Source organism: Sphaerisporangium perillae, from assembly GCF_023276435.1.
Lineage (GTDB): Bacteria > Actinomycetota > Actinomycetes > Streptosporangiales > Streptosporangiaceae > Sphaerisporangium > Sphaerisporangium perillae.
The window spans coordinates 66644-91067 of sequence record NZ_JALLPO010000013.1 but is presented as its reverse complement, the minus strand read 5'-3'; the positions used below and the strand labels follow the sequence as shown (position 1 = coordinate 91067).

Below are 24424 nucleotides of genomic sequence, written 5' to 3'. Positions count from 1 at the left end.
GTGCTCATGCGAGGGCATATTCCGCGCGGCAGGCTGGGCCCATGACCATGACACCGGCCACCGGCCTGACGGACCTCGTCCGCGCGAGCCTCGGCGATCCGCTGGCCGAGATCGCCGAGCAGCACGTCGAGCCCCTCCACCACGGTTCCGGGGCGCTGTCGACGGCCTCACTCCACCGCGTGCGCGGCACGACGACCAGCGGCGTGAGCTGGTCGTTCTTCGTCAAGTCGATCCACGCGATCAAGCACTCGGCCTGGTTCGCGAAAATGCCCGAGGGGATGCGGGCCGACGCGCTGGCGCAGTTCCCCTGGCGGGCCGACGCGGACGCCTACCTGGCCCGCCGACCGCTTCCCGGCGGGCTGCGGCTGCCGCGCATGTACCGGCTGGACGACCTGGGAGACGACCGGCTCGTGATGTGGCTGGAGGACGTGCGGGTCGCGCCCACCACGTGGGATCTGGACCGCTACCGCGCCGCCGCCCGCCTGCTCGGCGACCTGGCCGTCGCATGGCCCGTGGCGGGCCGGTCGTCGGTGCCGCGCGAGCCGCTCAACCGTGGACTCCGCTGGTACTGCGCGGGTCCGGTCGCCAACCTGTTCCTGCCGATCCTGCGGAACCCGGCGACGTGGCGCCACCCTCTCGTCGCCCGGCACGCCGACCCCCTGCTCCACGCCGACCTGCTGGCCCTCACCGACCGGATCGGCCCGCTGCTCGAGGCGCTGGACCGCCTCCCGCACACCCTCGTCCACGGCGACGCCGGCCCCATGAACCTGCTGGTCCCGTCCGACGGCTCGGCGGAGTTCGTGGCCGTCGACTGGAGCTGGCCGCACCCGGCGGCCGTGGGCTTCGACCTCGGTCAGCTCGTGGTCGGCCGGGCGCACACCGGCGAGCTCGACCCCGCGGACCTGCCCGCCGTCCACGAGGTGATCGAGGCCGCGTACGTCGCCGCGACGGCCGGGATCGCGGACCCCTGCGAGGTCTCCTTCGGCTACGTCGCCGCGCTCGTGCTGCGCAGCGCGTGGACCGCGATCCCCTTGGAGCTCCTAGACCATGAACCCACCCCCGAGCTGAACGACCTGTTCCGCAAACGGGCCGGACTCGCCCGATTCATCGTTGACCTGGGGCGGTCGTTGCGCCTCTGCGACGGATGCTGACCACCGCGGCGGGCTCAGGCCCGAACGGGCCCCGGGGCCGCCAAGAACCCGAGACCCGGAAATCACTAGGCCCTACTCATGAGGAATCCGCTCCTCACACCCACTCTGGATCACATGAAAGGAAGATGATCATGTCCTTCGCATCAGTCCGCCGTGCCCTCGTCATCGCCTCGACCGCGATCGCCGGCCTCCCCCTCACCGGAATCGGGGCCGCCCACGCCGAAACCACCTACTACGAGATCGTCGCCGCGCACAGCACCAGATCTGGCGTCGCCGAACCTCGTAAGCGTCAGTCGTATGTGCCCGGACGTAGCCAATGTGGACCACGCCGACGGCGCCAGGGTGGTCCAGGACCGCCGCTGGGGCGGCGAGAACCACAGCCCGCACGTCACCAGCGCTGCCGACACACCTCCGGCCCCCGCTCCCCGCATCGCGTCGGCGCGGGGGCCGTCCGCCTGCTACGCCGAGCGGTGGACGTGCGGGGCCGGCGGCCTGCCGGGAGGAAGCGGGGAGCCTTGGTACTCCGCCGATCAGGCGCGCCGTGGGCAGGGCTTGGCGGCTCCTTCGCCTGCTCCTACGCCGATGAGATCGTCAGAGGCCGGGCGGGGACGCTCGCCAAAGGGGGGTGGCATCCTGCCTGGCATGAGTGACATGGTGAAGATCACGCTCGCCACCCGATCCGCGTCCACACGTGCGGAGCGATACCGGGAATCTCATCCAGCCGCTCCAGCGCCGGGCCGACCTTCTTCGCCTCGCTCGGCGCACCGCGCTTGAAGGGGACCACCTGGTTCGCGGTGGAAGAGTCGCCGCCGGTCGGTTGCACGGTGACCTGCGTGGCCGCGATGGTCGTTCCGTTGACCGTCCCAAGGACGAGGACGGGTTCGCCTGTCGTGACCTCACTCGCCGACGCCGAGCTCGTCCCCTTCTGGTACGTCGTGGGGGACGTCCGGTTGACAGTGATCTTCTGACCCCCTGATGTCGAAAATGTGAAGCTCGACGAGGACACGCTGCTGACCGTGCCGACTGATCCTCCTGCCGCCGGACCAGATCGAGCGTTGGATCCCCCGCCGCCACCGCCGGATCGCGGACCACCGGCGAAGCCACCGGGACGCCCCTGCCCTTCTGGTGCCGAGGAGGACGCGACTGCTGTCGAGGGGGACGTGGCTGTCACCGAGGAAGCCGTTGTGGCACAGCCGGAAAGTCCGCCCACCGCACACATCAGCACGGCCGCCATGATCCAGCCACTTCTTCTGCTCGAAAGTGATCGCCGTAGCCTCGACCGGCGTGCCTGCTTGGCCGTGGCCAGCGAGGCCGACCAGTCTGGCGAAGACACCGGCGAGAGAGGCGAAGCAGCGCCGCCGCCGCGTCGGCGAAATCCAGTGACTCCGGCCGCGCCGTGGCGTCCTCTCGAACCGGAGTGGACCAGGCGCTCAGCCGATGGCCGAAACGAGGTGGAGGTCGAGCGACCATGCGGCCACGTCGACCGGTGCCGGAATGAACCCGTGGCGGTGGAGGAAGTCGGCTTGATCCTGCAGCGCGGCGATCCTGTCCGGGCTCAGCGACGGCACCAGGCTGCTGGAGTGGACCTCGGCGTAAGCGATCTCGGCGTCCTCGGCGCTCTGGTACGTCTCACTGGCCAGCGCCCGCCAGAGGGCGGCACGATCTCCGCTGACGCGGGAGTAGGCGTCGCTGACGGTCCGCAGGTACGTCCGCACCAGCTCAGGACGCTCGTCGACGAGCTCCTGCCGGACGGTGAGGGTACGAGGGGTGCCGTTGTTGACCCGGCGCAGCGGATCGGCCAGCCGGTCGATCCGCAGGAGCTCCCGAAGACCGAGTTCGCGGACAGCCCGTACCCCCGCCGCGCCCTTGAGCCAGACCGCGTCGACTTTGCCGTCGGCCAGCAGCTCCAGTTCCGCGTCGAAGTGCTCGCCTCCCCCCCAAGACGCGCCCCGGGTGGTGTCGACGAGCTCGACGTCGTCCAGGCTCAGGCCCGCCGTACTCAGCGCCTGCTGCACTCCCCGGACGCTGGAGGCGCGGCCGACGTCGATGAGCGGCGTGGATCCCCTGACCACGGCGACCCGTCCGCCGGCGAGGTCGGAGATGGCGCGCGGAGCCGCGCTCTCGGAGGTGACCACGGCCTGATACTCATCGAGCCAGGTGATCCCGATCAGCCGGGTCGGCGCGCCAGTGCTGCGCGCCCATATCGCAGGGATGTTCCCCCCTTCTCGGATCAGGTTGGTGATTCCGTGGTCGAAATGCCGCTTGCGCAGCTCGGGATCGTCGACGTCCTGCAGCGCCGTAGTCGTGACGCCCCGCTCGCTAAGCGGTCCGGCGAGCAGGTCCAGCCCGGTCGCGAGCCCTGTGGCCGTGGGAGCGGGGCAGCGCGTGTAGTAAAGCTGGTCGTCGATGGCGGCTGTTGTCATGCCAGGGCTCCTTCGTGGGTTTGGTATGGGGAGGGACCGAGAGGCGAAAGCGGTAGCGCGAACCGTTCGCGCAAGGTGGACTCCTGGTACTGCCGGGGGAACCCACCCTCCTCGTGCAGCAGCGGCACGAGGTCGTCAACGAAGGTCTCAAGGTCGGCGGGCAGCACCGGTGCCTGGATGGTGAACCCGTCAACGACGCCGTCGCCGGGGGAAGATGATCAGGGATGAGGCAGGAAGCGTCCGAAGCGGCCCTGGTGGTACAGCAGCGGTTGGCCGGTGCCGTACACCGACACCTCAATGACCATGCCTACGACGAGCACGTGGTCACCGACCTCGATCGTCGTGTGTGGGCGGCAGATCATATGCATCGACGCGTCCTGCAACAGCGGCGCGCCGAACCGGCCCGGACGCCACCGCGTTGGCTCGGCGAACCGGTCGATGCCCTTACGGGCGAACCTGGCCGCAAGGTCCGCCTGCTCGCTGGTGAGCACGTTCACCGCGAAATGATCGGCCGCGCGCAGCCCTGGCCAGGTGGCCGAAGCCTGGCCCACATAAAAGGACACTAGCGGCGGTGTCAGGCTGACCGAGGAGAACGACGTCGCGGTCAGCCCGACGGGTACCTCCTCATTCTGCGCGGTGATCACCACCACCCCGGAGGCGTGCACCGCCAGCGCCTTGCGGAACTGCTCGCCGTCCACGCCAGGGTCGGGCAGGGTGTCGGTCAACGGGCCACCCCTTCCTCCAGCGGCCCGATCACCTGAAGGGCGATCCGGTCGTCCCAGCCGATCAGGATCACAATTACCTACCCAAATGCCGAGAATCTCCGTGCCGGAGCGGCCGAACCGGACGCTCGGTGGCGAATTGCCAGGCGGCGGCCTACAAGTCGAGACTGCTCTCGCGGCACGTGTTTCACCCGCTCAGAGCGTGCAGCGCCAAGTTGCGGTCGACGACGACGGACCAGTCCGGCTTCTTTTTAATCAGGCCCTGCTGAAGCTGGAAATCCGCCTCGTACTCCAGTTGGCCGAGATATTCATCGTTCGGCACGGCCAGCTTACGATCCCGGTTGCCGAGAATTCTCTTGGCCAGGTCCACATCGAGCTTGTTGTTCTTCGCGTAGAGCTGGGCCGTCTCGTCTGGATTCTGGCCGATCCAGGCGATCGACTTTTCCAGCGCGACCAGGTACCGCTCAACGGCGGCGGGATATTTGGCCAGGAAGTCCGCATTAGCCCAGACGGGAATGTAGGTGCGAATGGCGGCATCACCGAGGTCGAGCTCGACGGCTTTTTTGTCGGCGATGGCCTGGGTGAAGTAGGGGTCGAATGCCGAATAGACGTCTACGGCACTGCGGGTCAGCCCGGCAACCCCGACGTTCGCCTCCAACGGCAGGATCGTGATGTCATCAAGGGTCAGCCCGGCCTTGTCGAGCACCTTCTTCAACTGGACACTGGGCGCGGCCGTAGGCTGGCCGATCTTCTTGCCCTTGAGGTCCGCCAGGCTCTTTACAGAGCCGTCCGGGCGTACCAAGAAGCCCTGGCCATGGTTGTTCCTCTCGAAGGTGGCCACGATCCGGATCTTCTGGCCGGCGGCGATCGCGGAGACCGGCGTATTGCCGTGCCCGATGTCGATTGAGCCGCCGGCCACCGCGGTGGCCATCGGCACCATCGACAGCAGCGGCTGGTAGCTGGTGTTGACCCCCTGACCCAGCGCGTCTTCCAGAAAGTGTTGCTGTTGCATCACCGCCAGTTCGATATAGGGCGCCATCGTGCCCACCCGTACGGCGCTGGGGAGGCCCGTGGGCGAAGGCTTGTCGTTGTTACCGCAGGCGGCGAGGAACGCGGCCGCGCCGACCCCCATGCCGACCTGAAAAAAGGTACGTCGTCTCATTGAATCTCCTGTGTGGGGACCGCTGCCGAGCGGTCCAGGTGGAACGCCTTGAGCAGCATGCGCCGGTATTCGGTGACCTGCGGATCCGCGCGGTTCCGGGGATAGGACAGGTCAATGTCCAGGACCTGCTGGATCCGGCCCGGGCGGGGGGTCATCACGACGACCCGTTGGGCGAGCGTTACGGCTTCCTCGATGTCGTGGGTGACCAGGATGGCGGTGACGCCCTCGCGCAACCAGATGTCCTGTAGTGCGTCCTGCAACCGGGCCCGGGTGAACGCGTCCAGCGCGCCGAACGGTTCGTCGAGCAGGAGTACCCGGGGCCGTGGGGCGAGAGCACGGGCGATCGCCACCCGCTGGGCCATCCCGCCGGACAGCTGACTCGGCCGGGCCCGCTCGAAGCCGGTCAGTTCGACCATCTCTATAAGTTCGGCGATCCGCTGGTTCCGCTCCTTGGTCGGCAGCCGCAGACCAAAACCGATGTTCTGTTCGACCGACAGCCATGGGAAGAGCCGTGGCTCCTGGAACGCGATGCCACGATGGGAATCCACGCCGGTGACCGGCTCGCCATCGACGGTGAGCCTTCCGGTGTAGCCGGTGTCGAGGCCGGTGATCGCCCGCAGCAGGGTGGACTTGCCACAGCCGGACTGTCCGACCAGGGCGACGAAGCTGCCCGATTCGACGTCGAGGCTTATGTCCGCCAGCGCCCGCACCGGGCCACCGGAACTGCTGAACGTCCGGCTCACGTTCTCCATGCTGACCGCGACGCCCATGTCACACCCCCTGATAGGTGTCGCGGCTGTGCAGGAAGCGCCGTTCGGCAGTTCGAACGAGAACGTCGACGAGCTTGCCCGCGATTGCGAAAATGATCAGTCCGCCCACCACGATGTCCACTCGGGACAGAGCTTGGCCCTCGCTCAGCATGAACCCGAGTCCGCTCGTCGCTCCCATCAACTCCGCGACGATGAGGCCGACCCAGGCGCTGCCGAGGCCGTACCGTGCTCCGACGAGTATCGACGGGAGCGCTGCCGGTAGAACGACGCGTCGCAGCAGTTCGACAGTGCCGAGGCCGTGCACCCGTCCGACCTCCACCAGCTTGCGATCCACGTTCCGGATGCCGGCCATGGTGTTCAGGTACAGCGGAAAGAACGAGGCAAGGCCTACCATGACGAGTTTCGGCGACTCGCCGAGGCCCAGCCAGAGGATCAGCAGTGGCATGAGGCCCAGGTGCGGGACCGTGCGGAGCATCTGAAACGTCGTGTCCAGGATCTGCTCAGCGAGCCGGAAGAGACCGACCAGCGAGCCGAACATGATGCCGAGGCCGCCGCCGATCGCGAACCCGCTGCCCCAGCGCAGGAGACTTGCCTGTGCGTTCTCCCACAGCGAGCCGTCGCCGGCCGCCTCGACGAGCGTCTGCAACACCTGCTGCGGTGAGGGAATGAGAACCGTGTCGATCCACTGCAGCTGCGCCGCGACCTGCCAAGTGACGACTAAGAGGACTGGCAGCGTAATGGGCAGCAGCCGGCCGAACCAGGCTCGGCGTTCTTTCGAAGGGCCGGGGTGTTGGGCCGACGCCGCCGGCTCGACCCGGCTATCAGGTGCGGTGAGCATCATGGGATCCCCCGGAGAACGGACCAGCCGGCGACGGCTCGGCACTGGCGTGGCGATGCGGTTCGGCCAACTGACCGAGGTGGGCCGCGCGGATAGGCTCCGACAAACCACGTACCCGCAGGAACAATGCTGCGCGGGCCCACACTTGCGCCGGTTCGCCGGCCAGCAGAGCTGCTCCGCCGCGGGCGACGATCGCCGCGTTCGTGGCCCGGACAGCCAGGTCGATCGACCGGGCGCGCCAGTAGAACCTGTCACGCCCAAGGTCGGCCGCGTCGGCGGCGCTCGACGTGCCGACGCCGAGCGTGCGGATGAAGGCGACCTCGTCGGCGAGGGTGTGCAGCGCAGGACTATCAGGGCTGTGGGCCAACGCGTATTCCACGGCCGCACGAGCCAGGCCTGCCGCGCCAGGTGCGGTGACCGGCCCGTCCAGGGCATCGCCCGCCCGCCACTCGTCGACGTCCGCAACCCGCACGACGCGCTCGTCGGGCACGAACAGGTCGCCGACCCTGAGGGCGGCGGTGCGAGAGCCGCCGATCGCCGCCAGATCGAGGGGCACCGCGTCGATCCGGCTCGGCTGGGGTAGGTCAACGACCGCGAAGACGATCGAGTGCTCGGTCTCGGCGACGGCCGCCAGCAGCACGACGTCGACCAGGCCCGCGCCGGAGAACCACGGTGCCACGCCATCGAACCGCCAGCCGCCTGGAGTTCGCCGGGCGTTGAGCGTCCGGCGTGCGGGCCAGCTGCGCACGTGCCCGTACGCCGCGCCGCCAATGAGCTCGCCCCTGGCCAGCGCCGGCAGCAGGTCCAGTAGCGGTCCGCCGCCGTCGAGGATCCACCGGATCGGGGTGATGTGCTGGGAGGCGACCAGATACGTCGACGGGCAGGCCCCGGCCAGCAGTTCGCACGCCTCGGTGACCACTTCCGGCGGCGCCCCGAGCCCGCCGTATGCCTGTGGGACGGCCAGGCCGAACAGGCCGGTGGCGGCCAGCGCGGCGAGGTGGGAGGCGGGTACGCCGCGGGCGTCGGTAATGGTCGCCGCCGGGGCGATCGTCTCGTCAAGGACGACTCGCAGCCGATCTAGCGCCGGATGCGCGGGCACCGGGCCGAACCTGCTCGGTACGGTGCCCGCTGCGATCTGGTCAACGGTCATGACGAATCCGCCTGAGCGATCGCCTGGCGATTCAGCGGATCCTGCTGGTCCGGCTCGTAGTGGTAAGCCAGGATTTCGATGGCGGGCATTCGGACGTCCCCTCAGGATCGGCGGTAAGCAGGATTCAGCAGCGACGGCGGCTGGTATCCGGCGTCGGCTGGGTTGATCGTGACGCCGGGCGGCACGATCTCGTCGATCCGGTCTAGAACGTCGTCGGTGAGCGTGACCTTCACCGCGTCGAGCTGGCTGGCGAGATGGTCCAGGGTCCGCGGCCCGATGATCGCCGAGCTGACAGCCGGGTGGCGCAGGACGAAGGCGAGGGAGAGGTGAATCAGTGAGAGCCCGGACTCGTCGGCCAGCTCGGTCAGTGCCTCGACGGCAGCGCGCTTGAGCTTGTTCGCGGATAGCTCAGGGTCGTGCCGTCCGGGCTGGCGGCGCAGGCGAGGCGAGGGCGCGGGGTCCTGCTGGCCCTTGCGATACCGGCCGGAAAGCCAGCCGCCGGCCAGCGGGCTCCACGGCAGCACACCCAAGCCGTACTTCTCGGCGAGCGGCAGCACCGCCCGCTCGGCGCCGCGTGCCAGGATCGAGTACGGCGGTTGTTCGGTCACGGGCCGCTCCCGGCCGCGCCGCTCGGCCGTCCACTGTGCCTCGACGATCTCGTGTGGCTCGAACGTCGACGTGCCGAAGTACCGGATCTTGCCCTGGTGGACCAGGTCGGAGAGCGCCGCGAGGGTCTCGTCCAGGTCGGTCTCCGGCTCGGGACGGTGCACCTGGTAGAGGTCGATGTGATCGGTGCCGAGCCGGCGCAGGCTCGCCTCGACTGCCTTGTGGATCCACCGCCGCGAGTTGCCCCGGTGATTGACCTCGTCGCCAATGGCGCCATGGAACTTTGTGGCCAGTACGACGTCGTCGCGGCGGCCGTCGGCCAGCGCCTTTCCGACGATCACCTCGGACTCGCCCTGCGAGTACACGTCGGCCGTGTCGATGACGTTGATTCCAGCATCCAGCGCCGCGTGGATGATGCGGGTGCTGTCGGCATGGTCGGGGTTGCCGTTGGCGCCGAAGTTCATCGCCCCGAGAGTCAGCGGGCTGACGTGCACGCCGGTGCGGCCGAGTAGACGGTAGGTCATGTTGTCTCCGTGGAAAATGCGCAGAGCGGGGAATCTGGGTCACTGGGCGGTTCGCCCTGGCCGCAGCGCCCTTCCGTAGTGAGTTGCAAGGTGTGCGGCGAACGGGGCCATGCACGTTGTTGTGACGCCTCGCCGGTGAGCCGGCTCCGAGCCGTTCGCCGACAGTGCACATGGACGCGGGCAGGCAGCACTGCAGCGTAGGGCCGCGAGGAGTCACGACAACCGGGCGCTCTGCGGGACCTGTGCGGCCTCGGACAGGTGGCCTGCGAGGGATCAGCTATGCACAGAGGTCGTCGCTTAAGCGAAGGAGGGCGATCGCGCGCCGGTTGGTCAGCAGCTCATGGGGCATAACCCCATATTTCCTACGTGTTATGTAGTAAATCAAGTCGTGTCCACATTCCGAGATCCCTCAACGGGGGGTGGGCCAGGACCCAGCGGCAACCGGGGAGGGTTGGCCGGCCCTGCTCCCCCCGTCAGCGAGGGTCGGTTTGCCCTAATTCCTATAGGAATACTATAGTATGACCCAGTAGAAGACTCCCCCACGTCTCCTGGGTCGCCGCCGCGTTCGCGTCCGTGGCGATCACCACCTCGGTCGCCCGGCCGGGCCAGACGCCGGGAGACGAAGGGACAGGCCGGCAACCACCACCTGAACGACACCCCGCCGCCGTTCATGACATGGCTGTTTCAGTCGGCCGGCGACGCGCCGCCGCAGGCACCGCAACAGGAGGAAGACATGACCGAAATATCCAAGATCAGCGACGCGCGGCGGGGCACCGCATGACCAGGCCCAGCTTCCACTGGTTCCTTCCTATGTACCAGGACCAGCGCGCCTATGCCGACGACAGAGGGATCCGTGAGGCCACCCCCCGCTACATCAAGGATGTAGCCCGTGCGGCAGAGGCCGCCGGGTTGGAGTCGCTGCTGCTGGCGACGGGCCACGGCACCAAGGACACCTGGCTCACCGCAGCCTTGGCCGCGCAGGACACGCAGACGATCCGGTTCATCGTGGCGTTCCGTACCGGCTACACCCTGCCGACACTGACCGCCCAGATGATCGAGACCTTCCAGTATCTGTTCGACGACCGGCTCGACATCAACATCGTCACCGGCAGTGACCCGGACGAGCAGCAGGCATACGGCGACGAGATCTCCAAGGAGACGCGCTACCAGCGCACCAGAGAGTTCGTGCAGATCCTGGAGGCCGAGTTCGCCGGGCAGCGGTACGACTTCGCCGGCGACTACTACCAGGTGTCCGGCGGCGGCCGGCGCCAGCCGATCTCCCGGCGGCCGACCGTGTTCTTCGGTGGCCTGTCGGAGGAGGCGGCCCACGTGGGCGCCGCCCACGCCGACGTGCAGCTCATGTACGGCGAAACACCTCCGATGGCGGCCGAGCATGTCGAGCGCATCTCCAAGCTGGCCGAGACGTACGGCCGCCGCGTCGAGTTCGGCATCCGCATCCAGGTCATCTCTCGCGACCGCTCGGAGGACGCCTGGGCGGAGACGGACCGGATCCTGTCCAGGCTGACACCCGAGCAGGTCGCACGGCGACAGCGCGAACTGGCCGAGCGCCAGTCGATCGGGCAGCAGCGGGTGCAGTCCCTCAATCCGGGCGTCATCGACCGCGAACGGCTACGGCCCTACCCCACCATCTGGTCCGGTCTCGGCCTCGTCGGCGGGGGCGGCGGTAGCACCGCTCTGGTCGGCAGCCACGAGGAGGTCGCCGAGCGCATCCAGGAATACGTCGACGCCGGCATCCGGCACTTCATCGTCTCCGGCGCTCCGCTGCTGGAAGAGGCATACCGATTCGGCGAGGGAGTGCTCCCGCTGCTATGAGAGTCCAGGAACTGAAAGCGCGCGCCGCGGAGTACCTGCGGAAAGTACGGCTGGGCGCGGCCGAACGGGAGCGGGTCCGGGAGATGCCGCACGCGCTGGTGCGGGAGCTCGCGGCGCTCCAGCTGGGCACCTTCCGGGTGCCCCGGGAGCACGGCGGGCCGGGGGCCACGGTACAAGAGACGATCCAGTTCATCCTCGACCTGGCCGCCGCCGACTCCAACATCGCCCAGTCCGTACGCCCCCACTTCGGCTTCGTGGAGAGCTTGAACCGCACCTCCTCAGATGCCGAGCAGCGGCGCTGGTATCCGAGGGTGCTCGCCGGTGACCTGTTCGGGCTGGCGCACGGGGAGATCGGCGCGGCCAACGGGGTCATCCGCACCCGGGTCACCCGCGACGGCGACGCCTACCGCGCGAACGGCCGCAAGTTTTACAGCACCGGCACCCTCTACGCCCACTGGGTCTCGGTCTCAGCGGTGAACGACGAGGGGCAGACGGTCTCGTTCGTGGTGCCGACCGACCGGGAGGGGCTGACCCTCCTCGACGACTGGGACGGCATCGGACAACGCCTGACGGCGAGCGGGACCACCGAGCTCACCGACGTCATCGTGTCGGAAGAAGAGTTCGTGGACCGGCAGCCGCCCCCGGGCAGGCGCAATCACACGACCGCGTTCCAGCAGCTCTTCCTCGCCGCGGTGGAGGCGGGGATCGCCAGGAACGCTCTCGACGACGCGGTCGGGTACGCGCGGGAGCGCGCCCGCCCCATCAAGCACAGCTCGGCCACTCGCTCGGTCGACGATCCGTACGTCCAGCATGCCGTCGGCGAGATCGCCGCTCGCGCCTACGCAGCCGAGGCGGGGGTGCTGAGGGCCGCCGACACGATCGACCGAGCCCTGGCGGAGGGCGCGGCACCGGAGCTGCTGGTCCACGCGTCCGTCGAGGTCGCGCAAGCTCAGTTCCTTGCTGTCGAATCGGCCTTGAAGAGCGCCGAACTCCTCTTCGACGTCGGCGGCGGCTCCACGGCGCTTCGCGAGCACAACCTGGACCGGCACTGGCGCAACGCCCGGACGGTCGCCAACCACAACCCCCGCGCCTACAAGGCAGGCGTGGTCGGGGCCTTCCTGCTCACCGACATGGAACCACCGACCACCGGTCTCTTCTGATAAGACCAGCCTGAAAGGACCATGGACGTGCCCTCGATAGACATCCACGCCCACTATCGCCACCCGGACCAGCAGGTCCCCCCGCCAGCCTCCTGGGTCCCCGAGGAGCACCGCCGCCGGCAGCTCCGCAACAACGAGATCGTGAAGAGCTTCGACCGCATCGTCGAGGTGTCGGACGAGGCCAAAGTGGACGTCCGGGTGCTCAGCCTTCCCGCGGCGTCACGCTTCGACGACTACGACACCACGCCGCCGCGCCTGGCGGACATCTCGAAGCTGAACGAGTATCTCGCCGACGGCGTGCGCACACACGCCGGCCGCCTGCTCGGGCTGGCCACGATCGACGCGTTCGCTGGAGAGGAGGGCGCGGCGGAGGTGCGCCGCGCCATCGACGAGCTGGGCTTGTCCGGCGTCGTCGTAGACTCGGCCAAGGCCGACGTCTTCCTCGGCGCCCCCGAGACCGTGCCGGCCCTCCAGGAGGCCGCGCATCTCGGCATACCGGTGTTCGTCCACCCCACCGGCACCAGTCTGACGCCCACTCTCATCGAGCAGGCCGGTCAGCTCGGCTCCTCCTACGGGAGGGGCTTGGCCAACGGCGTCGCGCTGCTGTCCCTGATCCACCGCGGCCTGCTCGACAGCATCTCAGGGCTGCGGGTCGTGTTCACCACGCTCGGCATCGGCGCGCTCGGCATTGCGGGTACCTGGCGCGCTCGCGGCGGCCTCGCTGCCGACGACGGCCGCTGGCAGGTCTACTTCGACACAATGGGCTTCGACCCGCAGAACATCGCCTACTTGACTTCTGTCCTCGGTGCCCGTCGGGTGCTGCTCGGCAGCGACTTCCCTTATCAGGTCGACGCCGACGACCAGCGCGTCACTACCGCCCTGACGGATGCCGGCGTCTCACCGGAGGACCAGGAGCTCATCCGCGGCGGCAACGCCGAGAATCTGCTGATCCGCCGCCCCGCGGGCCAACCAGTATGACCGCCGGTAGCTGATGGCGGCCCCGATGGGGCGACCGGCCGCTTGAGGATCTTCCCTTTTTCTCCCCCATGTGGTCAGCTACTGGCACGAATCCCCCCAAACAGTGGAGAAAGTAGTGAGCCGTCCAGCTCTGTTTGCGTCACTTGCCGCCGTCACCGCAGCGGTCATGCTTGGCACCGCAACACCCGCTTCGGCGATCAATTCGTACAACGCGGAGCCGGCGCCCGAGCGTACCGAGGTCGGAGCGCTCGTCGTGCAGTCTGACCGCGACAACGACCCCGCCACGCCGGACGCCGTCCGGTGGAGCTGCACGGGCACGATGATCTCCACGGGCGTCTTCCTCACCGCCGCCCACTGCACCGTCGGCCGACCGGCCGGCACCAAGTTCTACGTCTCCCTCGCCCAGGATGTGCAGGGCGCGATCGACGCCTCCAACGCCCTCGGCGGGACGCCGGAGCAGATCGCCGCACGAGTCGGCGTCCAGGGCGTCGCCTACTCCGATCCGGGCTACCCCGGCAACCAAGCGGACAGCCACGACATCGCGGTCATCAAGTTCAATGCGGGCCAGGCCGCCGAACTCGCGCAGCGGTGGCCCTTCGTGCCCGCCACCCTGCCACACCACAACCAGCTGTCCGAACTCGGCTCGCGCGCGCTCGACGCCAAGGACTGGCAGGTCATGGGGTACGGCACCCAGGAGGCGGTGAACGGACCCGACGGCCAGACCCATCCGGGTGGCGGCGTGAGGATGAAGGCGCCGGTCGACTTCAACGCCCTCAACAAGACCTGGGTTCGTCTCGCGATGAACGAGAGCCGCGATCTCGGCGGCGCCTGCTACGGCGACTCCGGCGGCCCGAACTTCATCAACCTCGACGGCAAGCTCGTACTCGCCGCAACGACGATCACCGGTGACATTCCCTGCTACGCCACCAACGTGACGTACCGCACCGACAGCGACAGCGCCCGGAACTTCCTCCAGCAGTTCGTCGCCTTGCCATAGCCACCTGCGAGTAGACCGAGGTGTAGGTGTAGGCGGTGAAGGCGCTGGAGGGACGCCGTCCGCCCCGGCGCTGCTTTTCCTGCTGCCGGTGGGCGCGGAAGTCGGCTTGCCAGGCGTGGACCTTGTCGTCGGTCCACACCTGTGGCTTGGACCGGTTCTTGGCCGTCATCTCCAGGACGGCGGCGGAGTTGAAGTCGATGAGCCGGTCTTGCCGCATGGCCATGTGACGGCTCACTAGACCACCCTGAAGTGGTGGGTGCCGTCCCGCTTGAGTTGCTCGACCAGGCCGAACTCCCACGCGAGGTACGCCTCCATGGCCGTCTTGGCGTTGTCAGTGCCCTCGTACGGGCGCCGGTACCGGTCGGTCGGATCAACCGCGTATCGCGCCGGGTCCGATTCCAATGGTGCGGCGGTGCGCCAGGCCGCCGTGCCGCCGTCCAGGATGAACACCGGCGCGGGGGTGAGTTGGCGTAGGTATGCCGCGGCGAAGTGCGCCTGCACGCCGGTCGGTGAGGTGATCACGAACCGGGCCGCAGGGCCGATCGCGCCGAGCGCGGCGCGCAGTTGCGCTCGGATGGCGTACCAAGCGCCGGGGATGTGCCCGGCGGTGTAGTCCCGGCTGGGCGCGACGTCGATGACCACCGTGTGGGGCTGGTTCGCGCCCAGCCAGGTATGCAGGGTCGCCGGGTCGACGGTGTCGACCGGGGGCGGCTCTGGGAGGGGATTGGGCTCCTCGCCCTGTCGGGTGAGGTCCTCGGGGGCAGCGGGGCTGATCGCCCAGGTGTCCCAGCCCATCTGGGCGAGCCACGATCCGGTCATCGCGGCGCGGACCCCGTCGTCGTCGACGAGGACGATACGGGCGCCGCGTACCGGCGCGTAGTGGTCGGTCTCCTGGACGAGTTGCCCGCCGGGGGCGTGGCGGGAGCCGTCGAGGTGTCCGCTGGTGAATTCGGCCGCTGAGCGGACGTCGAAGACGTAGGTGGTGCGGTCAGGGCGGTGCAAACTGGGGAGGTCGGTCGTGCGGATGAATCTGACGCCGGCGCGTTGGCCGATGGTGCGGGCGCCGGCGAGGGCGAGCGAGTGGTGTGACTCCGCCACGGTGTGCGGCGCTGTTTTGGTCGCTCCGTGGTCCAGTTGCTGCCCGGCGAGGGTCCAGCCGATGGTGCCGTTGCGTAGCGCCGCCACAGGGTTGGGTAGGCCCGCGTTGATCAGGGACTGGGTGCCGATGATGCTGCGGGTGCGCCCGGCGCAGTTCACGACGATGGGTGTGGCGGGATCGGGGGCGAGTTCGCGTATGCGCAGCACCAGTTCCGCGCCGGGCATGCTGGTGGCGGTGGGGATGCTCATGGTGTGGAACTCGTCGAAGCGGCGCGCGTCGACGATGACGGGGGGCTTGTCGGAGTCGATGAGTGCCTGTACTCGCTGTGCGGTCAGGGAAGGTGTGTGGTTGATCGACTCGACCAGTTCGCCGAACGCTTTGCTGGGCACGTTGACGTCCTGGAAAATTTCGCCGCCGGAGGCGATCCAGCCGTCGAGTCCGCCCAGCAGTGCGTGTACCCGGAGGTAGCCGAGCTGTCGCAGAACGTCGATCGCCTGATGCGTGGGTGCGTTCGCGTCGCCGTAGACGACAATGGGGGTGTCTCGGCGGGGGATGCGCCGCCAGGCGTCCAACTCCAGCCGGGAGAGGGGGAAGTTGGCGGCCCATAGCGGGTGTCCCTGCGCGTACACGGCTTCTTCGCGGACGTCGGCGATGACGACCTCGTCTCGGCTCAGCAGCAGCGCGCGCACCTGCGCGGCGGGGATGTCGGTGGTGTTCGGTGGTATGGCGTTGCCGCTCATTGGCCGGTGGCTCCTTCGGGCGTTGGTGCGGCTGCGTCGGTGCCGGCGGCGGTCGCATAACCCACGTCGACCGTCACCGGCAAAGGTCCCGCCCGAGGTCCTTGGTTGGCTGCGCCCGCACCGGTCGGCTCAGCGGATCTCGACTTCGGACCAGTTGAGTCCGTCGAGGTTCACGACGATCGCTTCCTGAGTCGTGCGAGCGATGACGACGATGGCTTCGGTCTCCTGGTCGGGGTTCTCCTCGCGGTGCGGGACGAACGGCGGCACGAAGATGTAGTCGCCGGGGCTGGTCTGGATCCGTCGTTCTACCGGTTCGTCGCCCTCCACGTCCAGGAAGACGAAGACAGGGTGCCCGGACACGACGTAGATCGCGGTCTCGGATGCCCCGTGGTGGTGGTTGCCCGACGTCGTTGACGCGGCGACATGGGTCTGGCCCATCCAGAGGTTCTCAGCACCAACCGTCTTGCCGCTGATGGCCTCGAGTCGCTTCATCCCCGAGGTCTGAGAGGTCTGGCCGATCAGGCCGCTCGGGGCGACGTGGTGCAGGGTCCGGTGGAACGGGTCGATGTCGGCGGGCACAAGGACGCCGCTGGGCGTGCGAACAAGGCCTCCGCCGGCTGCGTCGGGCGGCTGAACAGGCATCAGGCTCCTTTGGCGAGTACGAAGTCGTGCGGTGGCGCCTCGGTCAGGACCGGGGTCGTCAGAAGGCGGCGGAGCGCATCCGACACTCGCTCGGAGACTGTTGGCGCGACACCCTGGCGAGTCCACAGCGCCAGCGGCAGAGGCTTTGGCCTCGGCAGATCGTCGCGGGCCACGAGGCCCTCCGGGGGCTGTCCGAGGGTCGCCAGCAGCGCCACGCCGACACCGGCGCTGACGGCGGCCTGCACGCCGGCCAACTGGTTGGCCTCCGCGGCGATGACGAACGGGATCGAGTGGTGCGACAGGGTCCCGAGGGCACGATCGCGAAGTGCGCAGGGATTGTCGAATGCGACGACCGGAAGCGGCTCGCCCTTCCTCGGTGGCGACCATGCAGGAGCGGAGTACCAGGCGAGGTCCAAGTCACCGACCTGCGTGGCGCGCGGGTCGTCGGCAGGGCCGATGAACAGGGCCAGATCGATGCGTCCGGTCGCGAAGCTCTCGCGAAGTTTGGTTCCGCGGTCGATCCTGAACTTGACCCGGTAGCGGGGCACCGACCCGTCAAAGGCGGTCGCCAGAGACGGCAGCAACTGGGCTGCCGCATGTTCGGTCGAGCCGATGACGATAGTCCCCCGGGCCTCGTTGTCAAAGCTCTGCAGCACCTCGTCGTGGAGCGCCAGGATGCCTCGCGCCAGGCTCAGCAGCTTCTCGCCGTCGGCGGTGAACCGGGAACCGCGGCCGCGACGCTCCACCAACGGGCGGCCGATCGCGGACTCCAGTCGGCGGACGTGCTGGCTCACTGCCCCCTGACTGAGGTGCAAGGCGTCGGCGGCGCGCTGGAAGCCGCCGGCGTCGGCGACAGCGACGAAGCTGCGCAACGGAGCGATGTCCAGCGTACGGCTCATGCCCCAAGTATACCTAGTATTCCTACCGGATGTAAGGGGATTTATCACCTGACGTGATCGACCATGATTAGAAAGCGTCGTTGGACAGTCCGGCGGGCAAGACCGCAGGCTGATGGGTGTGAACCAGTCAGCCACCGCGAATCAGACACGATGTCGATAGCGAAGTAGCGCCCACCGTCGCGCCGTACTCCATTGCTGATCTGACCGTCACCGTCGGTCGGCGCTGTACCCTCTGCGCCCCCTGATCCTGCGTGTTCAGCCATCCGCCTGCCAGGTGCGAGCGGCTGCGTCAGTACGCGCGCCGCCGGGGGGATCAACCGGGTCTGTTGGATGAACGCGACATCAGCCCACTACACATCGAGCTCGCCGTTCCAGACGGCTCAGTCCACACGTTTGAAAGGTTCGCACATTGTCGATCCAGATCCTGGGGATGGTTTCGACCAGCCACGGCTCGGAAAGCGCCGGCTGGCGGGGGCCGGTCGTCGACCCCGACTACCTTGCCGACTTCGCCCGCGCTCACGAGGAGGCCGGTTTCGACCGCGCGCTCGTCGCTCACAGCGCCAGTTCGCCCGAGGGCTTCGCCGCCGCCGCCCACGTGCTCTACAACACCGAGCGTCTGGGCGTTCTCATCGCCCAGCGGCCCGGATTCATCCAGCCCACCTTGACCGCGCGGAAGCTGGCGACGCTGGACAACCTCACCGGCGCGGGCCGCGTCGCGATCCACCACATCACCGGCGGGAGCGACACCGATCAGCGGCGCGACGGAGATTTCGAGAGCAAGGACGCGCGCTACCGGCGCACCGCGGAGTTCATCGACGTCCTGCGGCGCACCCTCACCTCGGACGAGCCCTTCGACTACGAGGGGGAGTTCTATCGCTTCGAGGGTGCGTTCAGCTCGGTCAAGCCTCACGGGCAGGTGCCGATCTTCTTCGGTGGGCAGTCCGACGACGCGATCCGGGTGGGCGGCCGTTGGGCCGATGTGTACGCCCTGTGGGGTGAGCCCTTGGCGCAGACGCGCGAACGCATCGAACTGATCCGCGCCGAGGCCGCACAGCACGGTCGCCAGATCGACTTCTCTCTCTCCGTACGCCCGATCGTGGGCGAAACGGAGGACGCGGCCTGGGAGAAGGCCGACGGAATCCGCCAAGCCTTCGAGAACGTCATCGCACAAGGCCGTGGTCGGACGTGGCCGATTGGGCGCGGCAAGAACACAGCAGTCGGTGCGAAGCGGCTGAAGGACAAGGCGAACGAGAAGCTCGTGCACGACGAGCGGCTCTGGTTCGGTGTCACTCAACTGACCGACGGCGGCGGCAACTCGACCGCCCTGGTCGGCACGCCCCAGCAGATCGTCGATGCACTGCTGAAGTACTACGACCTCGGCATCCGGAACTTCCTGATCCGCGGCTTCGACCCTCTGCAGGACGTGCGTGACTGGGGCAAGGAGCTTGTCCCGCTGCTGCGCACCGGCGCGGCCGCCCGCGAAGAAGTCCTCATCGCCGCAGGGGCAGGACAGGGTCAGGATCAAAGGTGATAAGAGTGGGTAAGGCCTTCAAGTCCGCCAGCATCGCTGGCGTTGCGGCGCTCGTGCTCTCAGGCTGCGCCTCCCAGGCATCCAGCAGCGACGTGTCCTCGTCCGGCGGCGCCGCGGTGTCGGCCGCCGACCAGCGCGGCGACACCCTGACCTGGGGGTGGTCGCTGCCGTCGACCTGGGACCCGGTGACCTCCGCGATCGGCAACGACGTCCACGCGCTGACTCTCGTCTACGAGGGAGTCACCGAGGTGAATGCGAAGGGCGAGGCCCAGCCCGGCCTCGCGCAGTCGTGGACGTACGCCAAGGACGGCCGCTCGGTCACCTTCCACCTACGGCCGGGCCTGACCTTCTCCGACGGCACGAAGCTCGACGCGGCCGCCGTCAAGGCGAGCCTGGAGCGCGGCAAGACCGCGAAGGACTCGACAATCGCACCGCAGCTGGCCACCGTCGAGAGCATCACCGCCGACAGCACCACCGACGTGACGCTGCATCTCACCCAGGTGGACTATCAGATCCCGTTGCTGCTGTCAGGTAAGACCGGGCAGATCGTCAGTCAGGCGGCGTCGAAGGATGCCACGAAGCTGGCCACTCAGCCGGTCGGCGCCGGTCCCTTCATCTTGAAGAGTTACGTGCCCGGGTCGCAGGCGACGCTGGTGAAGAACCCGAAGTTCTGGAACGCGGACAAGATTCTCGTCACGAACTTCATCCTCAAGCCGACGCCTGACCCGTCCGTTGCGGTCGCGGGCCTCCAGTCGGGTCAGTTCAACGTCGCGGACTTCACCGCATCACAGGTCAGCGGGGTTAAGGCTGCCGGATTTCCGGTCGAGACGACCGATGTGCTGCCGGTCCGCGTCATCGACGTGAACAACACGGTGAAGCCGTTCGACAACCCTAAGGTCATCCAGGCGATCAGCACGGCGATCGACCGGCAGGCACTGGTCAAAACGGCCAACTTCGGCTACGGCCAGCCGGTCTGGCAGCCGTTCCCCAAGGGCTACGTCGCCCACAACCCGGAGCTCGACAACCTCTACCCGCACAGTGTGACCAAGGCGAAGCAGCTGCTGGCCGAGGCGGGATACCCGAATGGCATCAATATCCAGCTCGCGCTGGGCAAGGCGGATGACCCTGTCGGTGAACTGATCCAGCAGCAGCTGAACGCCGCCGGCATCCAGACGACGCTCACGGTTCAGACGCCGGGCGCCAACAACTACATCACGCGCAGGTACCCGTTCGCGCTCGACCAGTTCAACGCCCGCCAGTCGCCGGTGCAAGCGCTGCAGGTGCTGTTCGGACCACAGGGTTTGATGAACCTCGGCAAGACCACCCCCGCGGCGCTGCCCGCGGCGGTCGCGAAGGCAAGCGGGTACGCCCTGACCGATCCCGCCTACCCGGCGGCGATCCAGGCCGCCACCAAGATCGCGGTGACGAACATGCCGAACGTGTTCCTGTTCACGGTGACGCGCTTCACGGCGCACAGCCCCAAGGTGCATGGCCTGCAGCACTGGGTGGACATCCAGCGCTTCGAGGGCGTTTGGGTAGAGAAGTGACGGAGCAGTCATGACTACGCTGAACGTGCGTGACGCAGCAGGCCGGGTGGCAGGCCCCACCGCGGCAGCGGACTCCGCCTCAACCGGACCCGTGCTGACAGCCATCGCACGGACCGTCGTCGCCCTTGGCCGCGCCCTGCTGATCGCGGTCCCGGTGCTGCTCGTCTCCACCTTCATCACCTTCATGCTCGGAGGGTTGACGGAACAGGACCCCGCTTCGCTTGTGCTCGGCGACTCCGCGACTCCTGCCGACGTGGCGAGGATGCGCGAGGTGTTCGGGCTCGACAAGCCGCTGCTGCTGCGCTACCTGCTGTGGCTGTGGAGCGCCCTGCACGGCGACCTCGGCTCCTCATGGTTCTCGAAGATCCCCGTAGCGCAAAGTATCGCCGAGCGGTTGCCGGTGAGCTTGTCCGTGGCCGTCGGGGCACTGCTCATCGCCGTCGTGCTCGGCTGCGTCTTCGGCATCCTCGCCGCCGTCAGACAGGGTGGCTGGCTGGACCGCACCGTCACGGTCGTCACCTCCGTGCTGGCGACCGTCCCCGGATTCATCGCCGCGATCGCCCTCATCACGGTGTTCTCGCTGCTAGTGCCGGTGCTGCCCTCGGGCGGCTGGGTGCCCCCATCCGCAGGGCTGTGGAAATGGGCGAGCTTCCTCCTGCTGCCGAGCGTGTCGCTGAGCCTGGACGCCGCAGCGGACGTCGCTCGCCAGTTGCGGACCGGGATGGCCGACACTCTTCACGAGAACTACATCGTGGGGGCGCAGGTGCGGGGGCTGCCTGGGTGGCGCATCGTTCTCGTCCACGCACTCCGCAACGGCGCCGGCCCCGCGGTCGCCGTGCTCGGCATGCATGTGCCACGGCTCATCGGCGGAGCTGTCATCGTCGAGACCGTGTTCGCGCTGCCGGGCATCGGCGACCTCACCAAGACCGCAGCGCTCGGGGGCGACGTGCCCGTCGTGCAAGGGGCCCTGCTCGTGACGATCGGCGTCGTGCTGATCTCGTCCGCGCTCGTCAACGTTCTGCTGGTCAAGCTGCGCCCCGCCGCCCGGAGAGAGATATGAAGACCATCACCGGCGCCCTGCGCACCCGCGCGGGCGTCATCGCGGCGACCGTGCTGGCAGTCGTGCTCCTACTCGCGGTGATCGGACCCCTTCTCGCGCCGTACGACCCGCTGAAGAACAGCACCGAGATTCTCCAACCGCCGAGCGCGGCGCACTGGTTCGGCACCGATTATCTCGGCCGCGATGTACTGAGCCGCGTCCTGGCCGGCGCACCGCGGTCGGTCTTCACCGCCTTCGAGGCCGTCGGCATCGGTCTCGTCATCGGCGTCGCGCCTGGGATCACCTCCGTGTACCTAGGGCGCGTCTACGAATGGATCACCCTGCGGGTCATGGACGGGCTCATCGCGCTGCCCTTCCTGATCTTCGCCATCGCGGTGGCCGCGCTGCTCGGCAACGCCGTCCATCAGGCGATGATCGCCGTCGGCATCCTGCTCGCGCCGTCGTTCTACCGCATCACTCGGGCCGCCGCCCTCAACCATGCGAACGCGCAGTACGTGACCGCTTCGCAGCTGTTCGGGGCCTCAATGTGGTGGGTGTTGCGTACGCACGTGTGGTCGAAGATTCTGCCGACGCTCGTCGTGGCCACCGCGAACGCCACCGCCGGCGGCCTCCTGATCGTCTCGTCGCTGACCTTCCTCGGCATCGGCGTCGTGCCGCCCGAGCCCACCTGGGGCGGCATTGTCGCGAGTGACTTGAGCTACCTGACGCAGGTGCCGTACGGCCCGGTGTTCCCCTCCCTGTTCATCATGGCAACCGTCGGCGCCCTCAACCTGCTCGCCGACGCGATCAGGGACACCAGCGGCGATTACGGGCGCGCGCGGATTCTGAGAAGAGGAGCGAGCCGTGTCCGTCTCACCTGACTCCGCAACGGCGGTTCGTGCGGCTGCGGATGCCGCAGGCGAGTCCGGACGTGAGACGCTGCTGTCCGTGCGTGGGCTGCGCGTAAGCGTCGCCGATGGCTCCGAGGTCGTGCACGGGGTGGATCTCGACATCCCCCGCGGCTCAGCCGTCGGGCTGGTCGGCGAGTCCGGCAGCGGCAAGACTCTGACATGCCGCGCTGTTCTGGGACTGCTGCCCGTCGGCGTCGAGGTCACCGGGGGCGAGATCAGCCTAAGGGGCACCGAGCTGACCGCGTTGCCGGCCGCCAAGAGAGCGCGCCTGCGCGGCACCGATCTTGCGGCCGTGTTCCAGGACCCCGCCTCATACCTGAACCCGTCGATCACCGTCGGGGCGCAGCTCGCCGAGGTGCTCCGCGTCAAGATCGGGCTGGCCCGCCGGGCAGCGCGATACCGGGCCGTCGAGCTGCTGCACGCCATGGGGCTGCGCCGCCCCACGCACGTCTACTCGCAGTATCCCTTCGAGCTGTCGGGTGGGATGCTGCAGCGGGTGCTGATCGCGATGTCGATCACAGCTGAGCCCGAACTGCTGATCGCTGACGAAGCGACTACGGCTCTCGACGTGACCGTGCAGGCCGAGGTGCTCGAACTCCTGACCGAACTGCGCCGCGACAGAGGGCTTACTCTCATGATCGTCTCCCACGACCTGGCCGTGATCTCGCAGATGTGCGACACGGTCCACGTGTTCCGCGACGGCAGCATCGTTGAGGCGGGGCCCACCCGGCGGGTCCTGCGCGTGCCGCGTCATCCGTACACGCGTGAGCTGATCGAGAACCACGAGCGCTTCGGAATCGACCGGGTGCGCAAACAGAGGAGCCAGCAATGACCGCGCTGCTCGACGTCTCCGAGCTGCACGTCGCACTCGGCCGCGGCCGTAAGCGCACTGAGATCCTGCACGGCGTCGACCTTACGGTGGCACCCGGTGAGATCGTCGGGCTGATCGGCGAGACCGGCTCGGGGAAGACCACGCTCGCCCGGGCCGTGCTCGGCCTGGTGCAGGCTCAGAGCGGCACTGTCGCGATCGACGGGCGCGAGGTCACCGGGCTGCGCGGCGGTGCGTTGCGCGCGTTCCGCCGCAGCGGCACCGTGCAATACATCTTCCAGGACCCGCTGCGCAGTCTCGACCCCGAACGCACTGTGTTCGACACGCTGGTCGAGGGTCTCGTCGTGCGCGGTCGCGCCGAGTTGCAGGACGCCGCGCTAGGTGTCGCGCAGCTCGTCTCTCTGCCGCTCGACCTGTTGCCCAAGTACCCTGGCGAGCTCTCCGGCGGCCAGCGGCAGCGAGTCGCGATCGCGCGCGCGATCGCGGTCGACCCGCGTCTGCTGATCTGCGACGAGCCGGTCAGCGCTCTCGATGCCTCGACGCGCATCACGATCCTCGAACTCCTGTTGCGCCTGCGCGAATCTCGCGATATCGGCGTACTGCTGATCACGCACGACCTCGGCTCGCTCGGCGGCGTGGCGGACCGCGTCGTCGTGCTCTACCACGGGCGGGTGGTGGAGACGGGTACCACGGAGGAGATCTTCCTGGCCCCGAGACACCCCTACACCCGCCTGCTCGTGACGTCCGTGCCGTCGATTCGGGACGAGGAGCCGCCGGACCCCGAGCTGCGGCGGGCCCTGCGCGATGAAGTGCGCGGCCTCGCCGCCACTTCCGCGGATTCCGCTGACATTCCTCAGATCACTGGAGCATGAC

At 68.3% G+C, this 24424-nt stretch carries 22 protein-coding genes; 11 read left to right on the top strand and 11 right to left on the bottom strand.

Annotated features, from left to right (window positions below; all coding sequences use genetic code 11):
- Positions 1 to 41: 41 nt before the first annotated feature.
- Positions 42 to 1151: a hypothetical protein gene (locus tag MYF83_RS14830; protein ID WP_248960893.1), complete on the top strand. Its 1110-nt coding sequence runs from the start codon at positions 42 to 44 to the stop codon at positions 1149 to 1151.
- Positions 1152 to 1812: 661 nt separating this feature from the next.
- On the opposite strand, the gene MYF83_RS14825 is transcribed toward MYF83_RS14830, so the two are convergent.
- From MYF83_RS14825 to MYF83_RS14785, 8 genes are all read right to left on the bottom strand, one after another.
- Positions 1813 to 1974, bottom strand: a complete 162-nt coding sequence (locus tag MYF83_RS14825) for a hypothetical protein (protein ID WP_248960892.1) — start codon at positions 1972 to 1974, stop codon at positions 1813 to 1815.
- A gap of 607 nt (positions 1975 to 2581) precedes the next feature.
- Complete coding sequence (locus MYF83_RS14820; protein ID WP_248960890.1) at positions 2582 to 3574, bottom strand: ABC transporter substrate-binding protein; 993 nt, start codon at positions 3572 to 3574, stop codon at positions 2582 to 2584.
- Between the two features lie 218 nt (positions 3575 to 3792).
- Positions 3793 to 4299: a flavin reductase family protein gene (locus tag MYF83_RS14810; protein WP_248960889.1), complete on the bottom strand. Its 507-nt coding sequence runs from the start codon at positions 4297 to 4299 to the stop codon at positions 3793 to 3795.
- A 184-nt stretch (positions 4300 to 4483) separates the two neighbouring features.
- Complete coding sequence (locus tag MYF83_RS14805) at positions 4484 to 5458, bottom strand: ABC transporter substrate-binding protein (protein WP_248960888.1); 975 nt, start codon at positions 5456 to 5458, stop codon at positions 4484 to 4486.
- Entirely contained in the window at positions 5455 to 6228 is a 774-nt protein-coding gene (locus tag MYF83_RS14800; RefSeq protein WP_248960887.1) for an ABC transporter ATP-binding protein, read from the bottom strand. Before MYF83_RS14800 ends, MYF83_RS14805 begins: the two co-directional genes overlap by 4 nt.
- A gap of 1 nt (position 6229) precedes the next feature.
- Positions 6230 to 7069 carry an ABC transporter permease gene (locus MYF83_RS14795; RefSeq protein ID WP_248960886.1) on the bottom strand — a complete coding sequence of 280 codons (840 nt, stop codon included), beginning with the start codon at positions 7067 to 7069 and terminating at the stop codon, positions 6230 to 6232.
- Entirely contained in the window at positions 7050 to 8216 is a 1167-nt protein-coding gene (locus MYF83_RS14790; protein ID WP_248960885.1) for an acyl-CoA dehydrogenase family protein, read from the bottom strand. The genes MYF83_RS14795 and MYF83_RS14790 overlap by 20 nt, the downstream gene beginning before the upstream one ends.
- A 101-nt stretch (positions 8217 to 8317) precedes the next feature.
- The gene (locus MYF83_RS14785; RefSeq protein ID WP_248960884.1) at positions 8318 to 9346 is read right to left on the bottom strand and encodes an aldo/keto reductase; all 1029 of its coding nucleotides are present in this window, start codon (positions 9344 to 9346) and stop codon (positions 8318 to 8320) included.
- Between the two features lie 777 nt (positions 9347 to 10123).
- On the opposite strand from MYF83_RS14785, the gene MYF83_RS14780 reads away from it, so the two are divergent.
- From MYF83_RS14780 to MYF83_RS14765, 4 genes are all read left to right on the top strand, one after another.
- Entirely contained in the window at positions 10124 to 11179 is a 1056-nt protein-coding gene (locus MYF83_RS14780; RefSeq protein ID WP_248960882.1) for an LLM class flavin-dependent oxidoreductase, read from the top strand.
- Entirely contained in the window at positions 11176 to 12339 is a 1164-nt protein-coding gene (locus MYF83_RS14775; protein WP_248960881.1) for an acyl-CoA dehydrogenase family protein, read from the top strand. Before MYF83_RS14780 ends, MYF83_RS14775 begins: the two co-directional genes overlap by 4 nt.
- Before the next feature lie 27 nt (positions 12340 to 12366).
- The gene (locus MYF83_RS14770) at positions 12367 to 13317 is read left to right on the top strand and encodes an amidohydrolase family protein (protein WP_248960880.1); all 951 of its coding nucleotides are present in this window, start codon (positions 12367 to 12369) and stop codon (positions 13315 to 13317) included.
- 166 nt (positions 13318 to 13483) lie between these two features.
- Positions 13484 to 14314, top strand: coding sequence for a trypsin-like serine protease (locus MYF83_RS14765; protein WP_248960879.1), 831 nt, complete (start codon positions 13484 to 13486; stop codon positions 14312 to 14314).
- Positions 14315 to 14548: 234 nt separating this feature from the next.
- Here the strand turns inward: MYF83_RS14765 and MYF83_RS14760 are convergent, their stop codons facing one another.
- The 3 genes from MYF83_RS14760 to MYF83_RS14750 all read right to left on the bottom strand — a co-directional run bounded on the left by MYF83_RS14760 (position 14549) and on the right by MYF83_RS14750 (position 17694).
- A complete protein-coding gene (locus MYF83_RS14760) occupies positions 14549 to 16153 on the bottom strand; it encodes a rhodanese homology domain-containing protein (RefSeq protein ID WP_248960878.1) in 1605 nt (534 codons plus the stop codon).
- Positions 16154 to 16282: 129 nt separating this feature from the next.
- On the bottom strand, positions 16283 to 16795 hold the full coding sequence (locus MYF83_RS14755; protein WP_248960877.1) for a cupin domain-containing protein: 513 nt from the start codon (positions 16793 to 16795) through the stop codon (positions 16283 to 16285).
- Positions 16795 to 17694 carry a LysR family transcriptional regulator gene (locus tag MYF83_RS14750; protein ID WP_248960876.1) on the bottom strand — a complete coding sequence of 300 codons (900 nt, stop codon included), beginning with the start codon at positions 17692 to 17694 and terminating at the stop codon, positions 16795 to 16797. The genes MYF83_RS14755 and MYF83_RS14750 overlap by 1 nt, the downstream gene beginning before the upstream one ends.
- A 409-nt stretch (positions 17695 to 18103) precedes the next feature.
- Here MYF83_RS14750 and MYF83_RS14745 point away from each other — a divergent pair, with 409 nt between their 5' ends.
- The 6 genes from MYF83_RS14745 to MYF83_RS14720 are packed head-to-tail and all read left to right on the top strand — an operon-like array spanning position 18104 to position 24423.
- On the top strand, positions 18104 to 19225 hold the full coding sequence (locus MYF83_RS14745; RefSeq protein WP_248960875.1) for an LLM class flavin-dependent oxidoreductase: 1122 nt from the start codon (positions 18104 to 18106) through the stop codon (positions 19223 to 19225).
- Positions 19226 to 19230: 5 nt separating this feature from the next.
- Positions 19231 to 20772 carry an ABC transporter substrate-binding protein gene (locus tag MYF83_RS14740; RefSeq protein ID WP_248960874.1) on the top strand — a complete coding sequence of 514 codons (1542 nt, stop codon included), beginning with the start codon at positions 19231 to 19233 and terminating at the stop codon, positions 20770 to 20772.
- A gap of 10 nt (positions 20773 to 20782) precedes the next feature.
- Positions 20783 to 21832: an ABC transporter permease gene (locus MYF83_RS14735; RefSeq protein WP_248960873.1), complete on the top strand. Its 1050-nt coding sequence runs from the start codon at positions 20783 to 20785 to the stop codon at positions 21830 to 21832.
- Positions 21829 to 22692 carry an ABC transporter permease gene (locus MYF83_RS14730; protein ID WP_248960872.1) on the top strand — a complete coding sequence of 288 codons (864 nt, stop codon included), beginning with the start codon at positions 21829 to 21831 and terminating at the stop codon, positions 22690 to 22692. The genes MYF83_RS14735 and MYF83_RS14730 overlap by 4 nt, the downstream gene beginning before the upstream one ends.
- Positions 22676 to 23554 (top strand): ABC transporter ATP-binding protein, encoded by an 879-nt coding sequence (locus MYF83_RS14725; protein ID WP_248960871.1) that lies wholly within the window; start codon positions 22676 to 22678, stop codon positions 23552 to 23554. Before MYF83_RS14730 ends, MYF83_RS14725 begins: the two co-directional genes overlap by 17 nt.
- Positions 23551 to 24423: an ABC transporter ATP-binding protein gene (locus MYF83_RS14720; protein WP_248960870.1), complete on the top strand. Its 873-nt coding sequence runs from the start codon at positions 23551 to 23553 to the stop codon at positions 24421 to 24423. Before MYF83_RS14725 ends, MYF83_RS14720 begins: the two co-directional genes overlap by 4 nt.
- The last annotated feature ends 1 nt before the right edge of the window (position 24424 follow it).

What these genes read in the sequence shown, in the direction of transcription:
- MYF83_RS14820 (WP_248960890.1), bottom strand. Translation starts at nt 3,574, where the DNA reads ATGACAACAGCCGCCATCGACGACCAGCTTTACTACACGCGCTGCCCC.
- MYF83_RS14730 (WP_248960872.1), top strand. Translation starts at nt 21,829, where the DNA reads ATGAAGACCATCACCGGCGCCCTGCGCACCCGCGCGGGCGTCATCGCG.
- MYF83_RS14760 (WP_248960878.1), bottom strand. Translation starts at nt 16,153, where the DNA reads ATGAGCGGCAACGCCATACCACCGAACACCACCGACATCCCCGCCGCG.
- MYF83_RS14805 (WP_248960888.1), bottom strand. Translation starts at nt 5,458, where the DNA reads ATGAGACGACGTACCTTTTTTCAGGTCGGCATGGGGGTCGGCGCGGCC.
- MYF83_RS14785 (WP_248960884.1), bottom strand. Translation starts at nt 9,346, where the DNA reads ATGACCTACCGTCTACTCGGCCGCACCGGCGTGCACGTCAGCCCGCTG.
- MYF83_RS14775 (WP_248960881.1), top strand. Translation starts at nt 11,176, where the DNA reads ATGAGAGTCCAGGAACTGAAAGCGCGCGCCGCGGAGTACCTGCGGAAA.
- MYF83_RS14765 (WP_248960879.1), top strand. Translation starts at nt 13,484, where the DNA reads ATGCTTGGCACCGCAACACCCGCTTCGGCGATCAATTCGTACAACGCG.
- MYF83_RS14780 (WP_248960882.1), top strand. Translation starts at nt 10,124, where the DNA reads ATGACCAGGCCCAGCTTCCACTGGTTCCTTCCTATGTACCAGGACCAG.
- MYF83_RS14800 (WP_248960887.1), bottom strand. Translation starts at nt 6,228, where the DNA reads ATGGGCGTCGCGGTCAGCATGGAGAACGTGAGCCGGACGTTCAGCAGT.
- MYF83_RS14795 (WP_248960886.1), bottom strand. Translation starts at nt 7,069, where the DNA reads ATGATGCTCACCGCACCTGATAGCCGGGTCGAGCCGGCGGCGTCGGCC.
- MYF83_RS14790 (WP_248960885.1), bottom strand. Translation starts at nt 8,216, where the DNA reads ATGACCGTTGACCAGATCGCAGCGGGCACCGTACCGAGCAGGTTCGGC.
- MYF83_RS14830 (WP_248960893.1), top strand. Translation starts at nt 42, where the DNA reads ATGACCATGACACCGGCCACCGGCCTGACGGACCTCGTCCGCGCGAGC.
- MYF83_RS14755 (WP_248960877.1), bottom strand. Translation starts at nt 16,795, where the DNA reads ATGCCTGTTCAGCCGCCCGACGCAGCCGGCGGAGGCCTTGTTCGCACG.
- MYF83_RS14750 (WP_248960876.1), bottom strand. Translation starts at nt 17,694, where the DNA reads ATGAGCCGTACGCTGGACATCGCTCCGTTGCGCAGCTTCGTCGCTGTC.
- MYF83_RS14720 (WP_248960870.1), top strand. Translation starts at nt 23,551, where the DNA reads ATGACCGCGCTGCTCGACGTCTCCGAGCTGCACGTCGCACTCGGCCGC.
- MYF83_RS14735 (WP_248960873.1), top strand. Translation starts at nt 20,783, where the DNA reads ATGACTACGCTGAACGTGCGTGACGCAGCAGGCCGGGTGGCAGGCCCC.